Source organism: Leyella stercorea, from assembly GCF_021531655.1.
In genome coordinates, this window is sequence record NZ_JADYUF010000009.1 from 14952 (window position 1) to 33536 (window position 18585).

At 49.6% G+C, this 18585-nt stretch carries 13 protein-coding genes; 3 read left to right on the plus strand and 10 right to left on the minus strand.

Annotation, left to right across the window (positions count from 1 at the left end; translation table 11 throughout):
- Nucleotides 1-96: 96 nt before the first annotated feature.
- The 10 genes from I6E49_RS03990 to I6E49_RS04035 form a co-directional block, all read right to left on the minus strand.
- Complete coding sequence (locus tag I6E49_RS03990; RefSeq protein WP_235400590.1) at nucleotides 97-1767, minus strand: RagB/SusD family nutrient uptake outer membrane protein; 1671 nt, start codon at nucleotides 1765-1767, stop codon at nucleotides 97-99.
- A gap of 15 nt (nucleotides 1768-1782) precedes the next feature.
- On the minus strand, nucleotides 1783-4761 hold the full coding sequence (locus I6E49_RS03995; protein WP_369681603.1) for a SusC/RagA family TonB-linked outer membrane protein: 2979 nt from the start codon (nucleotides 4759-4761) through the stop codon (nucleotides 1783-1785).
- A gap of 597 nt (nucleotides 4762-5358) precedes the next feature.
- Nucleotides 5359-6294, minus strand: coding sequence for a YitT family protein (locus I6E49_RS04000; protein ID WP_235400592.1), 936 nt, complete (start codon nucleotides 6292-6294; stop codon nucleotides 5359-5361).
- 189 nt (nucleotides 6295-6483) lie between these two features.
- Nucleotides 6484-7278 (minus strand): gluconate 5-dehydrogenase, encoded by a 795-nt coding sequence (locus tag I6E49_RS04005; RefSeq protein ID WP_235400593.1) that lies wholly within the window; start codon nucleotides 7276-7278, stop codon nucleotides 6484-6486.
- Between the two features lie 17 nt (nucleotides 7279-7295).
- Nucleotides 7296-8213, minus strand: coding sequence for a 5-dehydro-4-deoxy-D-glucuronate isomerase (kduI, locus tag I6E49_RS04010; protein WP_235400594.1), 918 nt, complete (start codon nucleotides 8211-8213; stop codon nucleotides 7296-7298).
- A gap of 24 nt (nucleotides 8214-8237) precedes the next feature.
- Entirely contained in the window at nucleotides 8238-9599 is a 1362-nt protein-coding gene (locus I6E49_RS04015; RefSeq protein ID WP_235400595.1) for a PTS galactitol transporter subunit IIC, read from the minus strand.
- An 88-nt stretch (nucleotides 9600-9687) separates the two neighbouring features.
- On the minus strand, nucleotides 9688-10362 hold the full coding sequence (locus I6E49_RS04020; protein WP_235400596.1) for a bifunctional 4-hydroxy-2-oxoglutarate aldolase/2-dehydro-3-deoxy-phosphogluconate aldolase: 675 nt from the start codon (nucleotides 10360-10362) through the stop codon (nucleotides 9688-9690).
- A gap of 101 nt (nucleotides 10363-10463) precedes the next feature.
- Nucleotides 10464-11486, minus strand: a complete 1023-nt coding sequence (locus I6E49_RS04025) for a sugar kinase (RefSeq protein WP_235400598.1) — start codon at nucleotides 11484-11486, stop codon at nucleotides 10464-10466.
- Between the two features lie 75 nt (nucleotides 11487-11561).
- The gene (locus I6E49_RS04030; RefSeq protein ID WP_235400599.1) at nucleotides 11562-12791 is read right to left on the minus strand and encodes a DUF4861 family protein; all 1230 of its coding nucleotides are present in this window, start codon (nucleotides 12789-12791) and stop codon (nucleotides 11562-11564) included.
- A 682-nt stretch (nucleotides 12792-13473) separates the two neighbouring features.
- Nucleotides 13474-15030 (minus strand): sulfatase family protein, encoded by a 1557-nt coding sequence (locus tag I6E49_RS04035; protein WP_235400600.1) that lies wholly within the window; start codon nucleotides 15028-15030, stop codon nucleotides 13474-13476.
- Between the two features lie 390 nt (nucleotides 15031-15420).
- Here I6E49_RS04035 and I6E49_RS04040 point away from each other — a divergent pair, with 390 nt between their 5' ends.
- The 3 genes from I6E49_RS04040 (at nucleotide 15421) to I6E49_RS04050 (ending at nucleotide 18558) form a co-directional block, all read left to right on the plus strand.
- Entirely contained in the window at nucleotides 15421-15825 is a 405-nt protein-coding gene (locus tag I6E49_RS04040) for a hypothetical protein (protein ID WP_235400601.1), read from the plus strand.
- Nucleotides 15826-15887: 62 nt separating this feature from the next.
- A complete protein-coding gene (locus I6E49_RS04045; RefSeq protein ID WP_235400602.1) occupies nucleotides 15888-16427 on the plus strand; it encodes a DUF1599 domain-containing protein in 540 nt (179 codons plus the stop codon).
- Nucleotides 16428-16479: 52 nt separating this feature from the next.
- The gene (locus I6E49_RS04050) at nucleotides 16480-18558 is read left to right on the plus strand and encodes a BT_3928 family protein (protein ID WP_235400603.1); all 2079 of its coding nucleotides are present in this window, start codon (nucleotides 16480-16482) and stop codon (nucleotides 18556-18558) included.
- Nucleotides 18559-18585 lie beyond the last annotated feature (27 nt).

Below are 18585 nucleotides of genomic sequence, written 5' to 3' on the forward strand. Positions count from 1 at the left end.
GTTAGCTAAGGTTAATACAAAAAGGAGTGTGCCATAAAAGGACTAATACTCATCCTTATTGACACACTCCTATTTATTATTTACGTTTTATGTTTCTTATTTCTTGCCATAACCCGGGTTCTGCTTGAGTTTCGGGTTGAGGTCCATCTCTGTCTGCGGAATCGGATAGATGTAGTTGTGGTCAGAATACTTGCTGCCCGGAAGCTCCACATGCTCTGTACCTACGTAAGGAGTGAAGTTCTCGCCATTGAGAGTCCAAACCATACTGTGATACTTGCGGTTGAGCACTTCCTTAGCGTCTCCCCAACGACGGAGGTTCCACTTACGGATGTCGCCCTCAAGAGCAAACTCTACACGCCACTCGTTCTTGATACGCTTCAAGAGGTCGGCCTGTGTTCCGCAATATGTAGGCTTGCTGGCATCGGTCTTCTGCAACGCTGGCATACCCACACGTGCACGTACCTTATTGACTGCATCGAATGCCTCCTGACAGAGCGGATTGAGATTGTTCATTGCCTCAGCGTATGTGAGCAGAACCTCAGCATAACGAATCAGCACATAGTCCTTACCCATATCCCATCCAGTTGAAGCGGGGTCGATAGCAGGGTCAAGCCACTTCTGCTGATAGTAGCCAGTCTCAGTAGCATCAGTATGACAACCTATACCTGTATTGCCGCTGCTTTCAAGAGGAGCCACCTTAATAGTTGTACCATACATAACCTCACCGTCGTGCAGAACGTTAACCTCAAGACGTGGGTCACGATTGGCAAACGGATTGGCTGGGTCGAAAATCTGAGAGAGCTGTCTTGCTGTCGGGTTGCCGTTATTATCACGTGCCACTACGCCAGCAGCACTTGACTCATATATCGGGCTACCGTCCTTATCCTCGAAAGCATCAACAAGATCCTGAGTCGGGTCCATACCGCCCCATCCGAGTGTCGGGAAACATTCCCAACCAATAAGGTAGTTGCCATTCTCAGCAGCCTTGTATTGGATAACGAGTATGTTCTCGCAGCAACCGTCAGTCTCCTCCCAGAACAGGTTGGCATACTTGCCTGTGTTGTCCTTGTCCCAGAGGTCGTATACGCCAGCATCCATGATTGCCTTAGCCTCGTTGGCAGCAGTCTGGTTGTCGCCGTAATACATGGCAGCACGCATCTTGATGGCACGGGCAGCGCCCTTGGTGATACGGCCATAGTTGGCTGCATCCCACTCCTCAGGAAGAGAAGCGATAGCCTTATCAAGGTCTGCCATTGCCTTGGCGTAAACATCCTCGCGTGAAGACTGTTCTGTATTGTTCAGGTCAGACAGAGTCAGAGGCTTGTCAATATAAGGTACCGAGCCGAAACTACGGATAAGGTCCCAATACAGATAGCCACGGAAGAAGTAAGCCTGACCTTCCAACTTCTGACGGGTAGCATCGTCCATTTCTACAGTAGGCAGCTTCTCAAGGGCAAGGTTTGCCTCACGGATGTATGTGTAGCTACTCTTCCAACCATAGTCAGAGGGGTCGTAAACGCCCTTCGACTCGTTGCCGGCAGCCCACTTGATACCCATTGTTGCGTCGTCGGTATTGATTGCTTCGTCAGCCGACCAGCCAAGGCTGTTGTACATATCGCTGATGTACATCTCGGCATCGGTGCTTGATTTCCAGAAGCTGGCGTCAGAAAGTTCCTCCTTCGGAGCCTTGTCAAGAAAATCACTACAAGATGAGAGTGCAGCAACTCCAGCGAACGCTAATGCTATATTTAATATACTATTTTTCATTTGTTCTGAGTTGTTTTAGAATGTAAGTTTAAGACCGCAAGAAATCTTTCTGACGTTGCTGTACGACCAGCCACGGCTGCTGCTCGACTCCGGGTCAAGACCCTTGTCAAGACCTGAGATAGTGAAGAGGTTCTCGCCTGCGAGGTACACCTGGGCAAACGACAGACCTATACGGCTGATAAGGTCAGAAGGCAGAGTGTAAGCCAATGTGAGGTTCTTCATACGAAGATATGAAGCATCCTGCAGCCAGAATGTAGACATCTGGTTGTTGGTCTGCGATCGAAGCGACAGACGTGGGAAGTTGCCGTTAGGATTCTCCTCGCTCCAACGGTCCCAGTGCTTGTTAAGACATGATGCACTATTGAAGAATGCGTAAGAAGCCTCACCGTTGTAATAGCGCTTAGCATCGAATGCACCCTGCAGAAGACCGCTCAGTTCGAAGTTCTTGTAACTTACGCTGAAGTTGAAACCACCAGTCCACTTAGGCATCTGGTTGCCGATAATCTTACGGTCGCCAGCAGCTGTAATCTTGCCGTCGCCATCAAAGTCCTTGTAGCGGATATCACCAACCTCCTCAATGCCAGTACGCAGCGGACCCTTCTTGAGTTCTTCTTCCGAACGGAACAATCCGTCGGCTACGTAGCCATAGTATGAGCTGATGGCATAGCCCTCAAGGTTCCAGATATTGCTGTCTGATGTAGGACCTTCGGTACCAGCCATATCGATAATCTCATTCTTGTTGTAGCCCATATTGAGTGAGAGGTTGTAGCTCCAATCCTTACCGATACGATTGTTATGGCCAAGAACAAGCTCAAAACCAGTGTTCTCTACGCTACCAACGTTCTGTGCAGGTGCCGACAAACCGATAACGCCCTGGAGCGGCAAGTAGAGAAGCATGTCGTTGGTCTTCTTCTTGTATACCGAAAGCTCCATTGTCAGCTTGTTGTTGAAGAAGCCGGCATCAATACCAAGCTCATAGTTGGTTACGGTAGCCCACTTAAGCTGGTCGTTGACAAGGCGGCTCTCGTAAGCTGTTGAATACAATGTGTTGCCGAACATGTATGAACCGTAAGCATAGGTAGGAACTGCAGGATAGAGGTCATTTGACTTCAACTCCTCGTTACCTGTCTTACCCCAACCCAGACGAAGCTTAAGGTTGCTCAACCAGTCAACATTCTTCATGAAAGCCTCCTCAGAGATACGCCAACCTGCTGAGAATGCAGGGAATGTACCCCAACGTGAGTTCTTAGGGAAGCGTGAAGAAGCGTCGCGACGTACGTTAGCCTCAAAGAGATACTTGCCGGCATAGTTGTACTGCAGACGTCCGAAGTAAGAGAGACGTGTCATCTCTGTACCACCATTTGAGTTCTTCTGTGAAGAAGCGTCGAGAGTGTTGAGCGATTCGTCAAGGTTGTTGTTGCCACCACCCTTACGGTCGGCAGTCACATAACGGCTCTTGACGTCGTACGACTCCATACCTGCGAGTACGCCAAGGTTGTGGTCGCCAAACGACTTGTTGTAGTTAACGAGAATCTGACCTGTGAGGTAGTCGTAGTTGTAGTTTCTGACATAACCCTCACGCTGACCTGAGTTGTATGTGCCGTAGCCCCATGTCTTCTTGAATCCGAGCTGGTCCTGAGTCCAGTTGCGCCATGAGTAAACACCCTTGATGCTGAGGTCCTTGATAGGCTTGATTTCAGCCGAACCAATGAGGAATACCTCCTGGTTGATGGTCTTCTTCCAGCCTGTCTTGTCTCTGCCCTGAACTGCTACAGGGTTGTCTACACCTACAAACTTGAAGTTGCCGTCCTCATCATAAACGGGATCAGTAGGATGCGAACGTGCGATACCCTGAATCACCTGGGTATAACCAGCCCATGCATCCTGCTGTGTGCCACGATAGCCCGAAGCATTGAGTCCGAGAGTGATGTATTTGTTGATTTGCGATGTAATGTTCATGCGGGCGTTGATACGGTTGTAGTCAATGTCCTTTGTCACACCTTCCTGGCTGAGATAGCCAAGATACATATTGTATGTAGTCTTGTCGTTACCGCCGCTGAGCGAGAGGTTGTGCTGATGCTCAAAACCGCTACCGGTAAGAGCCTCCTTATACCAATCGGTACTTGCAAGTTCGCCTGTGCGATACTTCTCTACAATCTCGTCAGAGAAAGGCTTCTTTGCGCCCGGGTGGTCGTTGAGGTAAGCCTCGTTGTAGAGGTAAGCATAGCCGTAAGCATCAACGAGGTCAAGCTTGGCAAGAAGTGACGACCATGAGAATGTGGCGTTGTAAGAAACTGTTGTCTTGCCGGTCTTACCCTTCTTGGTAGTGATAAGGATAACGCCGTTGGCAGCCTGCACACCATAGATGGCAGCCGAAGCGGCATCCTTCAATACTGTTACCGACTCGATTTCGGCAGGGTTGATAACGTTCATCGAACCCGGCACACCATCCACGATAACGAGTGGCGATGCTGCATTAACTGAGTTCTTACCACGTACTGTGATAGAAGCGTTCTGGCTACCAGGAGCACCCGAAGTCTGCACAGCAGTAACACCAGCCATCTCACCAGCAAGAGCTGACGAAAGGCTTGATACCGGACGTGTGGCAAGCTTCTCGGCATTCATAGAAGCTACGGCACCAGTAAGGTTCTCCTTCTTCTGTACACCGTAACCTACTACCACAAGTTCGTCGAGAGTCTGTGAGTCGTCCTTAAGAACTATGGCAACATTGGCCTTTGCCTTGACCACCTGCTTAAGATAGCCAATTGAACTAATCTCAAGCTCTGCACCGGCAGGTGCATCAAGTGTGAAATTACCGTCAATGTCGGTAACTGTTCCGCCAGTAGAGCCTTTCACCTTTACTGACGCACCGATTATCGGCTCGCCGTTAGCGTCCTTCACAGTACCCTTGACGGTTTGTTTCTGTTGATTGTTTGTTAGTAGAGCAACGTTTTCATGTACGTTTGTGATTTGAGAGGCAAACAGCGGTTTCACCCCCCAGCCAGCAAAACGGACAACATGAGAATCCGTGCGTTGTTAAAATAGGAGTTTTGCATAAACATGCTTTGTTTTTGGGTTCCTAACAATTATTGTTTGTATAGGCAGACATAGGAACCTTTGTCAGCCTTCTGGTTAATTATTTCTAAAGTCGTTATATAATTGGGTTGTCTTAAGATTGTGCTGCAAAGATAAACATAATTTACATAACTAAAGCTAATATTTTTAGTTTTTTTTTAGTTGGACTGTATTTTAACAAATTTCGGAGCAAAGATTTTCGTGAACAGCAGTGAACCACATTATATATAATCGTACATTATAAGTATTTGGTCATATTTAATTTTATATATGAACGCATACTTATATTATATATTGAACTTTCGCAAGTTCAGTTATATATACTCCAAAATTCGGAGTATCCAAAAATGTAGTCCTTTTGCATTCCAAATGTAGTCCTTTTGCACTCCAAATGTAGTCCTTTTAGCATGCAAATGGAGTCCTTTTGAGAGGCAAAAGGAGTCCTTTTGAAAAGCATATTGATTATTGCTCTCTCGCGAGGAAACAAAAAGATGATGTTGTCTTTGTTGTTTTATGTTATTCCTTATTCTGCCGCACCTTCTCGCGAAGCTCCTTCAGATTGAGCTTTCGATGTGCCTTGACGTGGTCGAAGCCTCTACCGTACACACCCACCACAGCCGACTGAGCCACAAATGCGTTGGGGTCAATCTCGTCGATAAGCTCGAAGATGAAGTTCGACTCGCTCTTTTTGGCTATACAGAATATCACCTTTATGTCTTTCTTTGTATAGAAACCGTTGCCATTGAGCATCGAGCAACCGCGGTCGGCTATCTGATTGATGGCCTCGCCTATCTCCTGATACTTGTCGGAGATGATGAAGAACTGCACGCTTCGACGCAGAGAGTTTACCAAATGGTCGACTACAAACGAGATGACAAACAGCAATACGTAGCCGTAGAGCACCTTCTCCCAGTCGCGCAACACCACATACGACGAAGTGATGATGGTGAGGTCGCATAAGAGGATGATGTGTCCGAGCGACACGTCACGATACTTATTCACCATTGCGGCAATGACGTCAGAGCCACCGGTAGAACCGCCTGCCGACAATCCCAAGCCTACGCTGGTGCCTAAGAACACGGCACCTACCATACACGCCATAAATTTCTGGTCGGCAAGGAGGTGAAGGTCGGGCGGCATGATGCTCTGCAACACGGTAGAAGCGAGTGTGAAGACTACCACACCGTATATGGTCTTGGCGCAGAAACGCCATCCCAGCACCTTCAGAGCCACTATGAGCAGCACTGCGTTGAGCGCAAAGAAGGTGTCCTGCACGGGTATGCCCGTTCCCCAGTACACTATCGATGCCACACCAATGATGCCACCCGTAGTGATTTCATGGGGCAGCAGGAACAGATTAAGACCTATAACGCCCAACATCATGGCGATGGTGATGATACCATAGTCGCGCAACTGGCGCATCAACTTACCTTTGTTTCTTCTTGAATGCATAAATTGTTGATTTGTTTAGATCAGTTTTTCTAACTAAAATAGTTTGTATGCAAAGTTAATAAGAATAACCAAAAACGACAAGTATTTCCGTGTTCAACGTATTGCAAAGATGCGTATATAGAAAGTCTTTATATACGAAAATAGCCCAGAGCATATTGTTCTGGGCTATTTAGTATATAAAACTGACGATTAAGGCTGCTTGCCGATGTAAGCCAAGATGCCACCGTCAACGTACAGAATATGACCGTTAACGAAGTTAGAGGCATCGCTTGCGAGGAAAACAACGGGACCCATCAAGTCCTCGGGAGTACCCCAACGTGCAGCAGGAGTCTTGGCTACGATGAAACTGTCGAACGGATGACGTGAGCCGTCAGCCTGACGCTCGCGCAAAGGAGCAGTCTGAGGAGTAGCGATGTAGCCCGGACCGATACCGTTGCACTGGATGTTGTATTCACCGAACTCTGAACAGATGTTGCGTGTGAGCATCTTCAAGCCGCCCTTTGCAGCTGCGTATGCCGAAACTGTCTCACGACCAAGCTCTGACATCATTGAGCAGATGTTGATAATCTTGCCGTGCCCCTTCTCCTTCATACCAGGAATGACTGCCTTAGACACGATGAACGGAGCGTTGAGGTCGATGTCGACAACCTGACGGAAGTCCTCTACAGACATCTCAGTCATAGGAATACGCTTGATGATACCAGCGTTGTTAACGAGAATATCAATAACACCGAGCTCCTTATTGATGTCGGCTACCATTGCCTTTACCTGCTCTTCGTCGGTAACGTCGCAGATATATCCATGAGCCTCGATGCCCTTAGCCTTATAGTCGGCAAGAGCCTGATCCATGTGGTGCTGTGAACGGCAGTTGAACGCAATCTTTGCGCCTGCATTGTACAGAGCCTCAGCCATAGCAAAACCGATGCCGTAGGCTGCTCCAGTAACGAGGGCAACCTTGCCCTCAAGTGAAAACATTTTGTCCATTGTTGTTACTTTTAGTTTTATTTCAAGTCAGTTGTCTGGATTTTCTGCATATCGCCGTAGTCGAGGTTCTCGCCTGCCATACCCCAGATGAATGTATAGTTGCTTGTACCTGCTGCGCAGTGGATTGACCATTGCGGAGAGATGACAGCCTGCTCGTTGTTCAGCCACATCGGACGGGTCTCCTGCGGCTCACCCATAATGTGACAAATGCGCTGACCTTCGGGTACGTTGAAGTAGAGATAGGTCTCCATACGGCGCATGTGTGTGTGAGCCGGCATTGTGTTCCATACCGAACCGGTCTTCAGCTCAGTAACACCCATCTGCAACTGGCATGTGCGTACACCTGCAACACCGTTGATGATGAGCTGGTGGATAACACGGTCGTTGCTCTCGGCAAGCGAACCTGCCTTGATGTTCTTGGCTTCCTTCAGTGTGACGAGCTTTGTGGGGAATGAAGTGTGAGCTGTAGCACTGTTCATATAGAACTTGGCAGGATTCTTGGGGTCCTTGCTTGAGAGTGTGATGTTGTTAGGGTTCTTCTCAGTAGAACGGCCCACGTAGATGCCCTCCTGGAAGTTGAGGTCGTACTTCTTGCCGTCAACTGTAACAACACCAGGTCCGCCGATGTTGATGATACCCATCTCACGGTTCTCGAGGAATGTCTTGGCGAGCAGCGGCTCGATTGGTTCGATCTTGATAGGAGCGTCAACAGGCTCGGCACCGCCTATGAGGAAGCGGTCGTACATAGTGTATGTCCAGTTAACTTCGTTGGGAGCGAAAACCTTCTCTACCAAGAACTCCTTGCGCAAACGGTCGGTTGTGTAGTGCTTGGCATCCTCTGGATGATTCGCCCAACGTACCTGATAGTTTACGTTCTGTGCCATTGCCGACATTGACATGATGGCAACAGCTGCGGTGATGAATAATTTCTTCATTTCTCTATTGTTTGTTTTTTAGATTTACTTGCGTGTCACATCTTTAACGATGCGTGTGCGGTTGTACCACATCATACCCAATGTGATGACTACGAGGATAGCAGGACCTACGTACTTGACATGGCATGAAAGCTTGTAGATGATCCATCCGAATGATGAAGCGGCAAAGTCGAGTGCGCCACCCGAGAATCCTTCAGGAATATGTGCGGTTGCGTCGCCAGTGGCTGCGTACACCTGATTGGCTGCCATGGTGAAGTCGGGAGCCATATCCGTTACGAAGTACAGACCGATGATGAGCGTTACAAGACCGATGATGAGGGTCTTCACCACGTTGCCCTTAGTGAAAGGCAGAACCATCGGGAAGAGATAGAACATTCCGGCAAGCGATGCCAACGGAAGGAACTGGTTGCCCGGGAGGAACACTGCCAATGCAAGGATAACGGGGATGAGGATAACCGAAGCTACAAGGGTGGTAGGATGACCGATAACGAGAGCGGGGCTCATACCGATGTAGACCTTCTTGCCGTTGAACTTCGACTTAACCAGCTCCTGTGTCTTCTCCGAAATAGGCTTCAATCCCTCAATGAAGAGAGATGTTATACGTGGGATAAGCTCCATAACGGCACCCATTGTAACGCCGAGGAAGAGCACCTTCTTGATGTCAAGCTGTGCTGCCCAACCGATGAGCATACCTACGATTACACCCAATACGAGCGGCTCGCCGAGCACGCCAAACTTCTTCTTCATACCCTCAGCATCGATGTCGAGCTTAGAGAAGCCCGGAATATAGTCGAGCGCCTTGTTGAAGATGATGGCGAAAGGCATGAAGCTCTGGCAGAAAGGCTGCGGAATAGAGATGCCGTCGAGGTCGTAATGCTTCTGAAACTTCTCTGCTGTGAGGTCGGCACACACAAGTGTGTTGATGTAGCAGATGATGGCTGCGAAGTAGCCCCACAAAAGGCTCTCGCCCATCACAAAGTATACTACAGCACCGATGAATGCAAAGTGCCAGTAGTTCCAAAGGTCGATATTGACAGTACGTGTGGTCTTGGTGATGAGCATGAGGAAGTTTACGCCAAGACAGATGGGGATGATAAGCGCCCCGACTGCTGTGTTGTAAGCCACAGCGGCAGCAGCAGGCCAACCCATGTCAAACACGTTGAGCTGCAAATGATATATCTCGGAGATGCCCTTGAGCGGATCGTTGAAGTTGGAGGTGAGCAATGCTGTAACAACTCCCAAACCGATGAATCCTACACCGACATAAAGACCCGACTTGAAGGCCTTGCCGAACTTCATGCCGATGCCAAGACCGATGATGGTAAACAGTATAGGCATCATCACCGGAGCACCAAGACTAATTATGTAACTGAAAACTTGATCCATTTAATATTGTTATAAGGAAAGATTATAGTACTACTGCAATACCCCTACCCGACTGAATACGGTCGGGAAAGGGTATTTGCTATATATTCTACTTCGACTCGCGTGCCTTGGCTACATACTCCAACGACTCGCGGCACTTGTCGCTAACGGCCTGCCAGTCGCCTGCTGCGATAGTGGTCTTCGGGAACAGCTTAGAGCCCATACCTACGCAGTTGGCGCCAGCCTTAATCCATGAAGCGATGTTGTCAGCGTCGGGCGAAACACCACCGGTAACCATAATGAGCGACCAAGGCATCGGGGCCTTCAAGCCCTTAACGAAGTTAGGACCGAGTACGTCGCCCGGGAATACCTTGCAAAGGTCGCATCCTACTTCCTGAGCCATGCCAACCTCTGTCACCGAACCGCAACCCGGTGTGTAAGGGATGAGTCGGCGGTTGCACACCTTAGCTACGTCGGGATTGAACAACGGGCCTACTACGAAGCAAGCACCAAGCTGAATGTAGAGCGAAGCAGTAGGAGCGTCAACTACCGAACCTACACCCATTGCCATATCAGGACATTCCTTGGCTGCAAACTTAACCACCTCGGCAAACACTTCGTGTGCGAAGTCGCCACGGTTGGTAAACTCGAATGCGCGCACGCCACCCTCGTAGCATGCCTTTACTATATTCTTTGCTATCTCTACGTCATTGCTGTAGAATACAGGTACCATACCGGTTCCGGTAATCTTAGCAAGTACCTGCTGTTTGTTGAATTTTGCCATAATAATGAATATAATTAGAAGCCCTACCCCCAGCCCCTCCCCCGTAGGGAGGGGAGTGGTATGTTGGGCTACTTAAAGATTTTAAAGTTATTTTTAAAGTCCTATCGCAGTACTCTACCGTTAGCGTTTCCGGCAGCAAGAGCCTCTACCTCGTCAACTGAAACAAGGTTGAAGTCGCCATTGATAGTGTGCTTCAGAGCCGAAGCAGCTACTGCAAACTCGAGAGCTTCGCCCTGAGTCGGCTTGGTGAGCAAGCCGTGGATCAAGCCGCCTGAGAATGAGTCGCCACCGCCTACGCGGTCGATGATAGGCATGATGTCGTAACGACGGCTCTCGTAGAACTCCTTGCCGTTGTAGATAAGAGCCTTCCATCCGTTGTGAGTAGCCGAGAAGCTCTCGCGCAATGTAGAAACAACGTACTTGAATCCGAACTCCTTCTGCATCTGCTCGAAAATCTTGTGGTAGCCGCTTGCGTCGGTCTGTCCACCCTCTACGTCAGCATCGGGCTTGAATCCGAGGCAGAGCTGTGCGTCCTCCTCGTTGCCGATGCAAACGTCAACATACTGCATCAACGGGCGCATAACCGAGATTGCCTTCTCAGAAGTCCAGAGTTTCTTGCGGAAATTGAGGTCAACGCTCACTGTAACACCGTGGCGTTTGGCTGCTTCACAAGCCAAACGAGTGAGCTCAGCCGCCTTGTCGCTGATGGCAGGGGTGATGCCGCTCCAGTGGAACCACTGTGCGCCCTCCATGATAGCATCGAAGTCGAAATCCTCAGGATTAGCCTCGGCGATAGAAGAGTGTGCACGGTCGTAGATAACCTTAGACGGACGCATTGAAGCACCGGTCTCTGCATAGTACAAACCGACACGATCGCCACCGCGGGCGATGAAACGTGTGTCTACACCATAGCGGCGCAATGCGTTGACAGCAATCTGTCCGATGTCGTGCTTAGGAAGTTTGCTCACGAAGTAAGCTTCGTGTCCATAGTTGGCCACACTTACAGCCACGTTAGCCTCACCACCACCAGGGATGATACGGAACATTTCTGACTGGATGAAACGGTCGTTGCCATTGGGCGAAAGGCGGAGCATGATCTCGCCAAGAGTAATAATTTTTGCCATTTTAATATGCGTTAATTTCTTTAGTTAATGAGTATACGAGTTTTTAAGACCTGCTGATATAAGAATTATGTAGTCTTACTTAACAGTTACGGCTGTCTGTAGCGGCTGCTTCAGATTGTTGATGAAGTCCTCAATCTGCATGTACCACACACGCTGGTTGGGAGTTCCGCTCTTGCACCATGATGCTCCGAAGTAGTAGGTGAAGCGTTCGTTGTTCTTTACGCCACGCTTTACGCCCACTGCGTTGCCTACGATGCCTGCCTTCTTGTGCCACGGGTCGCGCACGAGTTGAGTTGCATCGGCACCGTTGGGGAAGAGTGCTGCCACATAAATCTCAAACTGATGGCGCTCTGCCGAGTCGGTGGGGTCGGTGTAGGCTACATAGTTTGGGGCGAGTTTGAGGTCGGATGCCTTCTCGGTGTGTACCACTACGCCGCCGCAAACGTCCATAGGCTTCTTCAGTCCGTCGTACCATACGGTCATCTTGTTGAAGAACGACCACTTGTCGAGGCTTATTATGCGATGTTCGGTCACGTTCTGACCGTCTATCTTTTCTGTATTGTACACGAGTTCGAGTGTGAATCGCAGCGGACCGTTGTCCAGCACGCGATATTCCTTGAAGCAATATGGCATGACGATGCTGTCGCCGAGCATGATGGCGGGCGTTCCGCATCCCAGACTGGGGCCTACGTTGTAGCAGTCGAGTCCGGTGCCGTGGTCGAGATGTAGCGAAACGGTCTGGTCGAGCGAGTCGGCTTCCTGCTTGTGGCCGTCCTTGCGCATCTGTGCCGAGATACGATGGCCGTTGTACACTACCGCATAGCGTTTCTCCACATCAGGATATGGAGTGCTCTTGAGCCACACGTCCATGCCGAAAGCCTTCTCTCCGGTGCGCTGCAGGGCGGGTCCGTAAGCTCGATAAGAGCAACGGTCGTTCTCCCATACAAAGTCGTCAACTCGCCATGGATACAGTTTTCCCTCGGCAAAGCTCTGTGTAGGGTCTGGTGTGCCCGGTTTGACATAGAACTTGGCTGTACCTCCGGGTATGACAGTAGTCTCAACAAGCAGTTTGTTGTCGTGTGTGATCTGGCAAGCCTCGGGCAATCCGTAGCGATTCAACACTCTCACGGGACTGCCTTGTGCCACTCCGAGAACTTTCCATACTTCATTGGCATCAAATTCAGCCACTTCAAGCCGTTGCTCTTGTCCGCTGTTTTTCACGGTGAGCACCACGTCGGCCATACTGTCTACGCCCTGCACCATTGCAAGGAGCAGCATGAACGCATACTTTATTTTCCGTATCATTTCCTATATATTAATATGTAATAGATATCGCTTAAACGTGAAGCACTTTTTATTTAAACATCTGAAGTCAGCTTGATAGCGTCTTCAAATATACAAATAATTATTCTATTAAAGAATATCGTGTTTTGGTTTTCTGTTAGATTTAATAACAGTTATACATTCATTGTCTATAATAGTACGTCTCAGTTTACAAAATTACTGCAATCGAATTATTTTTTGGTATAAAAAAGTACAAACGACATACAGATTTCGTACATGTGTATAAAAAAAAAGAGATTACCCTATATCACATGGAGTAATCCCCAAAAAGGAGTTTTCTAACATCAACTTTTAACTTAGGGTTGTAATACACATTTATCATATACCCTAAATATAAACTAATTATAAATAAACCATTTAATACAAAAAATCCCTATTTCTCTTTTTTAGTTTTTGTTATTGTATTATGTTATCCTTGCCGGCCGCTTACGGCGACCGGCACCTCCCAACAACTTGGGAAGGAAAAGGAATCCATTAATTAAAGTCGACATTTTTAACTTTTAGCATCTAATCAATAATTTGATATAAATCTACTTGTGTGTGCTTTATGATTTCGATGCAAAGTTACTTGTAAAACACCGATCGGACGGTACATTTTTGTCCGAAAGGTGTCCTTACTTGTTCATTATGTCTTATTTAACAATCATTTAACGGCTACTTTAGCCAGAATGCCTTCGGTTGCCCATGGGTCTTCAATTTCGTACAAAATTTGACCCATACGCTTGGTCAGCTGCTTGATTATCTTGCGGCTTTCGGGCTTGTCGGCTATGTTGTTGAGCTGATAAGGGTCGTTCTGGTCGTCGAAGAGCAGAATTTCCTTGCGCTTGTAGTCGCGTGTGATGTATATTGCCATCGTGTAGCGATGTGTCTTGAGTCCGCGTGCCGAGGGGAAATAGTTGAGCACGAGTCCGTCCTTGTCCTTGTCACCGTCGAGATTCTGTATGTACAGAGCTGCGTCGGGGCGCTTGACACTCTTCGATGCGGGGTCGAGGAAGAGGCTTGAGTAGTCTACGCCTTGTGTGACTGAGGGTATCTGGTCGTGCAGACCTACGAGTCCGAGCATTGTGGGCATGATGTCGGGCGACGAGAGGAGCAGATCGTCGGTGTGCGGAGTGATGTGTCCCTTATACCTTACTATAAAGGGCACGTTCATCGACTCTGAGTACGGCGAGTTCTTCGGGTCGTCGGTGTTCTGCGAACACATTGTCTCGCCGTGGTCGGACGTGAACACTACGATTGTATTGTCGTCGAGTCCTGCCTCGCGCAGAGCGTCGAGTATCATTCCGAAGGCGCGGTCAACGCCCGTAACCGATGCGAAATAGTAGCGTACTGACTCCGCCTTAGCCATTTCGCGTCCTGCATTCTTGCGCACAAGGAGCTGGTCGAGCGGCTGCTTGGCATACAGATTATAGTCTTCCTCCATACAGTCGGTGAGCGAACGGTAGGGGCTGTGGGGCGGATTCATGCCCACCATGAGGAAGAAAGGCTTGTTGGAGTCGCGCTCGCCGTTGCGGTTGAGTATGTAGCTTACGGCGTGCTTGGCCTCGTATATGGGCGACCACTCGTGCGGCTCGTGTCGGTTTCCGTTATTGTCCCAGTAGTGCGGGTTCTTGTGCTCGTCGAATGTGCCGTACGACAGCCAGTAGTTGAATCCGTGGCGCTGCTGCGGTTCGGTATAGGCATCCCACACGGGGCGCTGTGTCTCTACGTATTCGCCGGGGTTCTGTGGCGAGTTCTTGGTGGGGAACTGCACGTGCAGCTTGCCTATGTAGCCGCAGTCGTATCCGGCACGGCTCATCACGTCGCTCCAGCTTACGGGGTCGGTGAGCCATGAAGATATGGGACGGCTCGAATTGCAGTTGAGTGGCACACCGCTCTTGTTGGGATACATTCCGGTAAGGAGCGATCCGCGGTGCGGACTGCTCAACGGACAGTTGCTCTGAGCCGATGTGAGCACTACCGATTCGCGTGCAAAGCGGTTGATATTGGGTGTATGTACGGGGTCGTTCTGCGAGTTGATGCATCCCTCAAAGCCAGGCTGTCCCCAGAACTCCATTGCATAGTTGCGCATCTGGTCGGGGAATACATATACGACGTTGGGCCGCTGTTGGGCGGCAGCAGTTGTTGCAAATACCGAAAGCAACGGTGTTGCAACGTTCTTTAGCAATCGTGTCTTGCTAAAAAAGTTTGAGTTAGACATATATTATTGTTTTTAGGTTTTATAATCGTGATATAAAGATTCTGTGTCAAAACTGTATCATTATGTGGCAAAGTTATGAAATCAGAACGAAATAAACGTATTTTTTCATACAGATTATTTCTCAATTAGTGCCGTTTTGCGGGGTTTTTATGCATTTTTTGCGGTTGTGCTAAAAAATGTAGTCCTTTTGGGTTGCAAAAGGGCCCCTTTTGGACTGCAAAAGGACTCCTTTTGGTGAGTAAAAGGACTCCTTTTGAAGGGCAAAACGAGTCCTTTTGCGGGCTACGTGTGGCGCAGACAAGAATAAAGCATATTAAAGTGGTACGCGCGTTGTTAAAAAAACTTGATTGTTTGCACGTTGCGTCATAAAGTAGTAATTTTGCCGACGCAATGAAGTACATATTATTAACGACCATCACGCTGCTGCTCTTCACGGCATGCGCTAAGACCGACGACGAGAAGGCGCAAGCACTGCTCGCCCAGATTGACTCACTCTACGCCAAAGGCAAGTACAAGGAGACCCTCGACTCGATTACCGTGCTGCGCGAACGCTATCCTATGGCGATAGAATCGCGACGCAAGGCTCTTGCCGTATGGCAGAAGGCATCGCTCGCAATGGCGCAGAACGACGTGGTAAGCACCGACCTGCGCCTGCAGGAAGTGACCCGACAGCTCAACGAAGCTACCGACCGCCTGACACGCAACATGCTCGCCGTAAAGCGCGACTCGCTGCAGGCACGCTACGAAGCAATGTGCGGCGTGGTGAGGATGATACACCTGAGGCAGAAACAATAGCAGGCGATAAACTTGTTTATTTGACAGGTTTTTTGTATTTTTGTGCCGACTTACAAACAGACATGACAAAGACAGAAGAACAATTCAGAAGCGTGATGCAGGAGTGCCGGACATTGTTCGGCAAGAAACTGCACGACTATGGGGCATCGTGGCGCATATTGCGCCCGTCGTCGCTCACCGACCAGCTCTTCATCAAGGCCAAACGCATACGCTCTATCGAAATCACCGGCACTACGCTCGTAGGCGAAGGCATACGCCCGGAGTTTATCGCTTTGATAAACTATGGCATTATCGGACTCATACAGCTCAAGAACGGATTCACCGACACAGTGGACACTACGCCCGACGAGGCCATGGCCATGTACGACGAGCACGCCCAGGAATGCCTGGAACTGATGCTGCGCAAGAACCACGACTATGCCGAGGCATGGCGCGACATGCGCGTGAGCAGCTACACCGACTTCATCCTGACCAAGATACAACGAGTAAAGGAAATAGAAAACATCAACGGCAACACACTCGTATCGGAAGGTATCGACTCCAACTATATGGACATCATCAACTATGCATGCTTCGGAGCCATAAAGACCATAGACGACTGATGGCGCGCCACTTGCACACAAGCGCACGCATTAACCAATCTGCAACAACGAAATGGCTAAATTCAGAATATTCATTGTAAACCTGTGTCGCATGGCACTCGCCCTGACATTCATCCTCTCGGGATATGTCAAGGCCATCGACCCGCTCGGCACACAATACAAACTGAACGACTATGCCGCAGCCATGCACCTGTCTGAGTACATACCCGACTGGCTTACGCTCACCGGAGCGATAGCGCTGGCAATGACGGAGTTTGCTCTCGGCATATTCATGCTGTTCGCCATACGGCGACACCTGGTGTCCAGACTCATGACGGCAATGATGGTGATGATGACACTCATCACGGTGTGGATATTCATCGCCAACCCCGTGAAGGACTGCGGATGCTTCGGCGACGCCATAAAGCTCACCAACGGCGAGACTCTGCTGAAGAACATCGTGCTTCTGGCTGCCGCCATCGTCACGGCAATGCGCCCTCTGGACATGGCACGGCTCATATCCAAGTCAAACCAGTGGATTGTCACCAACTACACACTGGTGTACATCGTATGCACAAGCCTGTACTGCCTGTACGCCCTGCCCACCTTCGACTTCCGCCCGTATCACATCGGTGCCGACATAAAGAAGGGCATGGAGATACCCGAAGGGGCTGAACAGCCGGAGTTTGAGACCACGTTCATACTGAAGAAGAACGGACAGACACGCGAGTTCACACTCGACAACTATCCCGACTCAACATGGGAGTTTGTCGACTCGAAGACCGTTCAGACACGCCAGGGATACGAGCCGCCAATACACGACTTCAGCCTGACGGACACCGAGACCGGCGACGACATCACCGACAACGTGCTCAGCCACAAGGGATACACATTCCTGCTCATATCACGCTCGCTGGCATACGCCGACGACAGCAACTTCGGCGACATCGACCAGATATACGAGTACGCATCGGAGCATAACATACCCTTCTACTGCGTCACGGCTTCTACCGACAGCGACATCAACCGCTGGCGCGACCTGACCGGAGCCGAATACCCGTTCTGCACAGCCGACGAGACAACACTCAAGACCATAATACGAAGCAACCCCGGACTGCTGCTCCTTAAGGACGCAACCATCATAGGCAAGTGGAGCCACAACCAGCTGCCCGACCCCGACGAGCTCACGGCAAGCCCCGACAAGCTGCCCATCGGACAACAGCCCGACGACGGAGTGACCGGCAAACTCATCAAGGTGCTGCTCACATTCCTGCTGCCTCTGACGCTGCTGACCATCGCCGACCGCCTGTGGGCATGGTCGAAATGGGTGCGCAACAAAGAAAAGAAAGAATCGGACAAAATATTTCAAATCTTTAAAAACAAAAAGAAAATGAGAAAGAAAATTGTAGCAGGTAACTGGAAGATGAACCTTAACCTGCAGGATGGCGTAGCTCTCGCCAAAGAGATCAACGAAGCTCTCGCAGCTGACAAACCAAACTGCGAAGTTATAATCTGCACTCCGTTCATTCACCTCGCTTCTGTAGCTCAGGTGCTCGACCAGAACGTAGTAGCTCTCGGTGCCGAGAACTGCGCTGACAAGGTTAAGGGCGCTTACACTGGCGAAGTTTCAGCCGAAATGGTTAAGAGTACTGGTGCTCAGTACGTAATCCTCGGCCACTCAGAGCGTCGTCAGTACTACGGCGAGACTGCTGAGATTCTGAAGGAGAAGGTAGACCTCGCACTTGCTAACGGCCTGAAGATTCTCTTCTGCTGCGGCGAGACTCTTGAGGAGCGTCAGGCAGAGAAGCAGAACGAGGTAGTAAAGGCAGAACTCGAAGGCTCGGTATTCCACCTCGACGCAGAGGCTTGGAAGAACATCGTTATCGCTTACGAGCCGATCTGGGCTATCGGTACAGGCATGACTGCTACTTCTGACCAGGCTGAGGAGATGCTTGCTTACATCCGCTCAATCGTTGCCGAGAAGTACGGCCAGGAGGCTGCCGAGAACACTTCTATCCTCTACGGTGGAAGCTGCAAGGCCAGCAACGCTCCCGAGCTCTTCTCTAAGCCTAACATCGACGGTGGCCTCATCGGTGGCGCTTCATTGAAGTGCGCTGACTTCAAGGGCATCATCGACGCTTGGAAGAAGTAATCAGGACTCAACAAGACTAATTCAAAA

What these genes read in the sequence shown, in the direction of transcription:
- I6E49_RS04025 (WP_235400598.1), bottom strand. Translation starts at nt 11,486, where the DNA reads ATGGCAAAAATTATTACTCTTGGCGAGATCATGCTCCGCCTTTCGCCC.
- I6E49_RS04015 (WP_235400595.1), bottom strand. Translation starts at nt 9,599, where the DNA reads ATGGATCAAGTTTTCAGTTACATAATTAGTCTTGGTGCTCCGGTGATG.
- I6E49_RS04020 (WP_235400596.1), bottom strand. Translation starts at nt 10,362, where the DNA reads ATGGCAAAATTCAACAAACAGCAGGTACTTGCTAAGATTACCGGAACC.
- I6E49_RS04050 (WP_235400603.1), top strand. Translation starts at nt 16,480, where the DNA reads ATGGCTAAATTCAGAATATTCATTGTAAACCTGTGTCGCATGGCACTC.
- I6E49_RS04030 (WP_235400599.1), bottom strand. Translation starts at nt 12,791, where the DNA reads ATGATACGGAAAATAAAGTATGCGTTCATGCTGCTCCTTGCAATGGTG.
- I6E49_RS04005 (WP_235400593.1), bottom strand. Translation starts at nt 7,278, where the DNA reads ATGGACAAAATGTTTTCACTTGAGGGCAAGGTTGCCCTCGTTACTGGA.
- I6E49_RS04045 (WP_235400602.1), top strand. Translation starts at nt 15,888, where the DNA reads ATGACAAAGACAGAAGAACAATTCAGAAGCGTGATGCAGGAGTGCCGG.
- kduI (WP_235400594.1), bottom strand. Translation starts at nt 8,213, where the DNA reads ATGAAGAAATTATTCATCACCGCAGCTGTTGCCATCATGTCAATGTCG.
- I6E49_RS04040 (WP_235400601.1), top strand. Translation starts at nt 15,421, where the DNA reads ATGAAGTACATATTATTAACGACCATCACGCTGCTGCTCTTCACGGCA.
- I6E49_RS04000 (WP_235400592.1), bottom strand. Translation starts at nt 6,294, where the DNA reads ATGCATTCAAGAAGAAACAAAGGTAAGTTGATGCGCCAGTTGCGCGAC.
- I6E49_RS03990 (WP_235400590.1), bottom strand. Translation starts at nt 1,767, where the DNA reads ATGAAAAATAGTATATTAAATATAGCATTAGCGTTCGCTGGAGTTGCT.
- I6E49_RS04035 (WP_235400600.1), bottom strand. Translation starts at nt 15,030, where the DNA reads ATGTCTAACTCAAACTTTTTTAGCAAGACACGATTGCTAAAGAACGTT.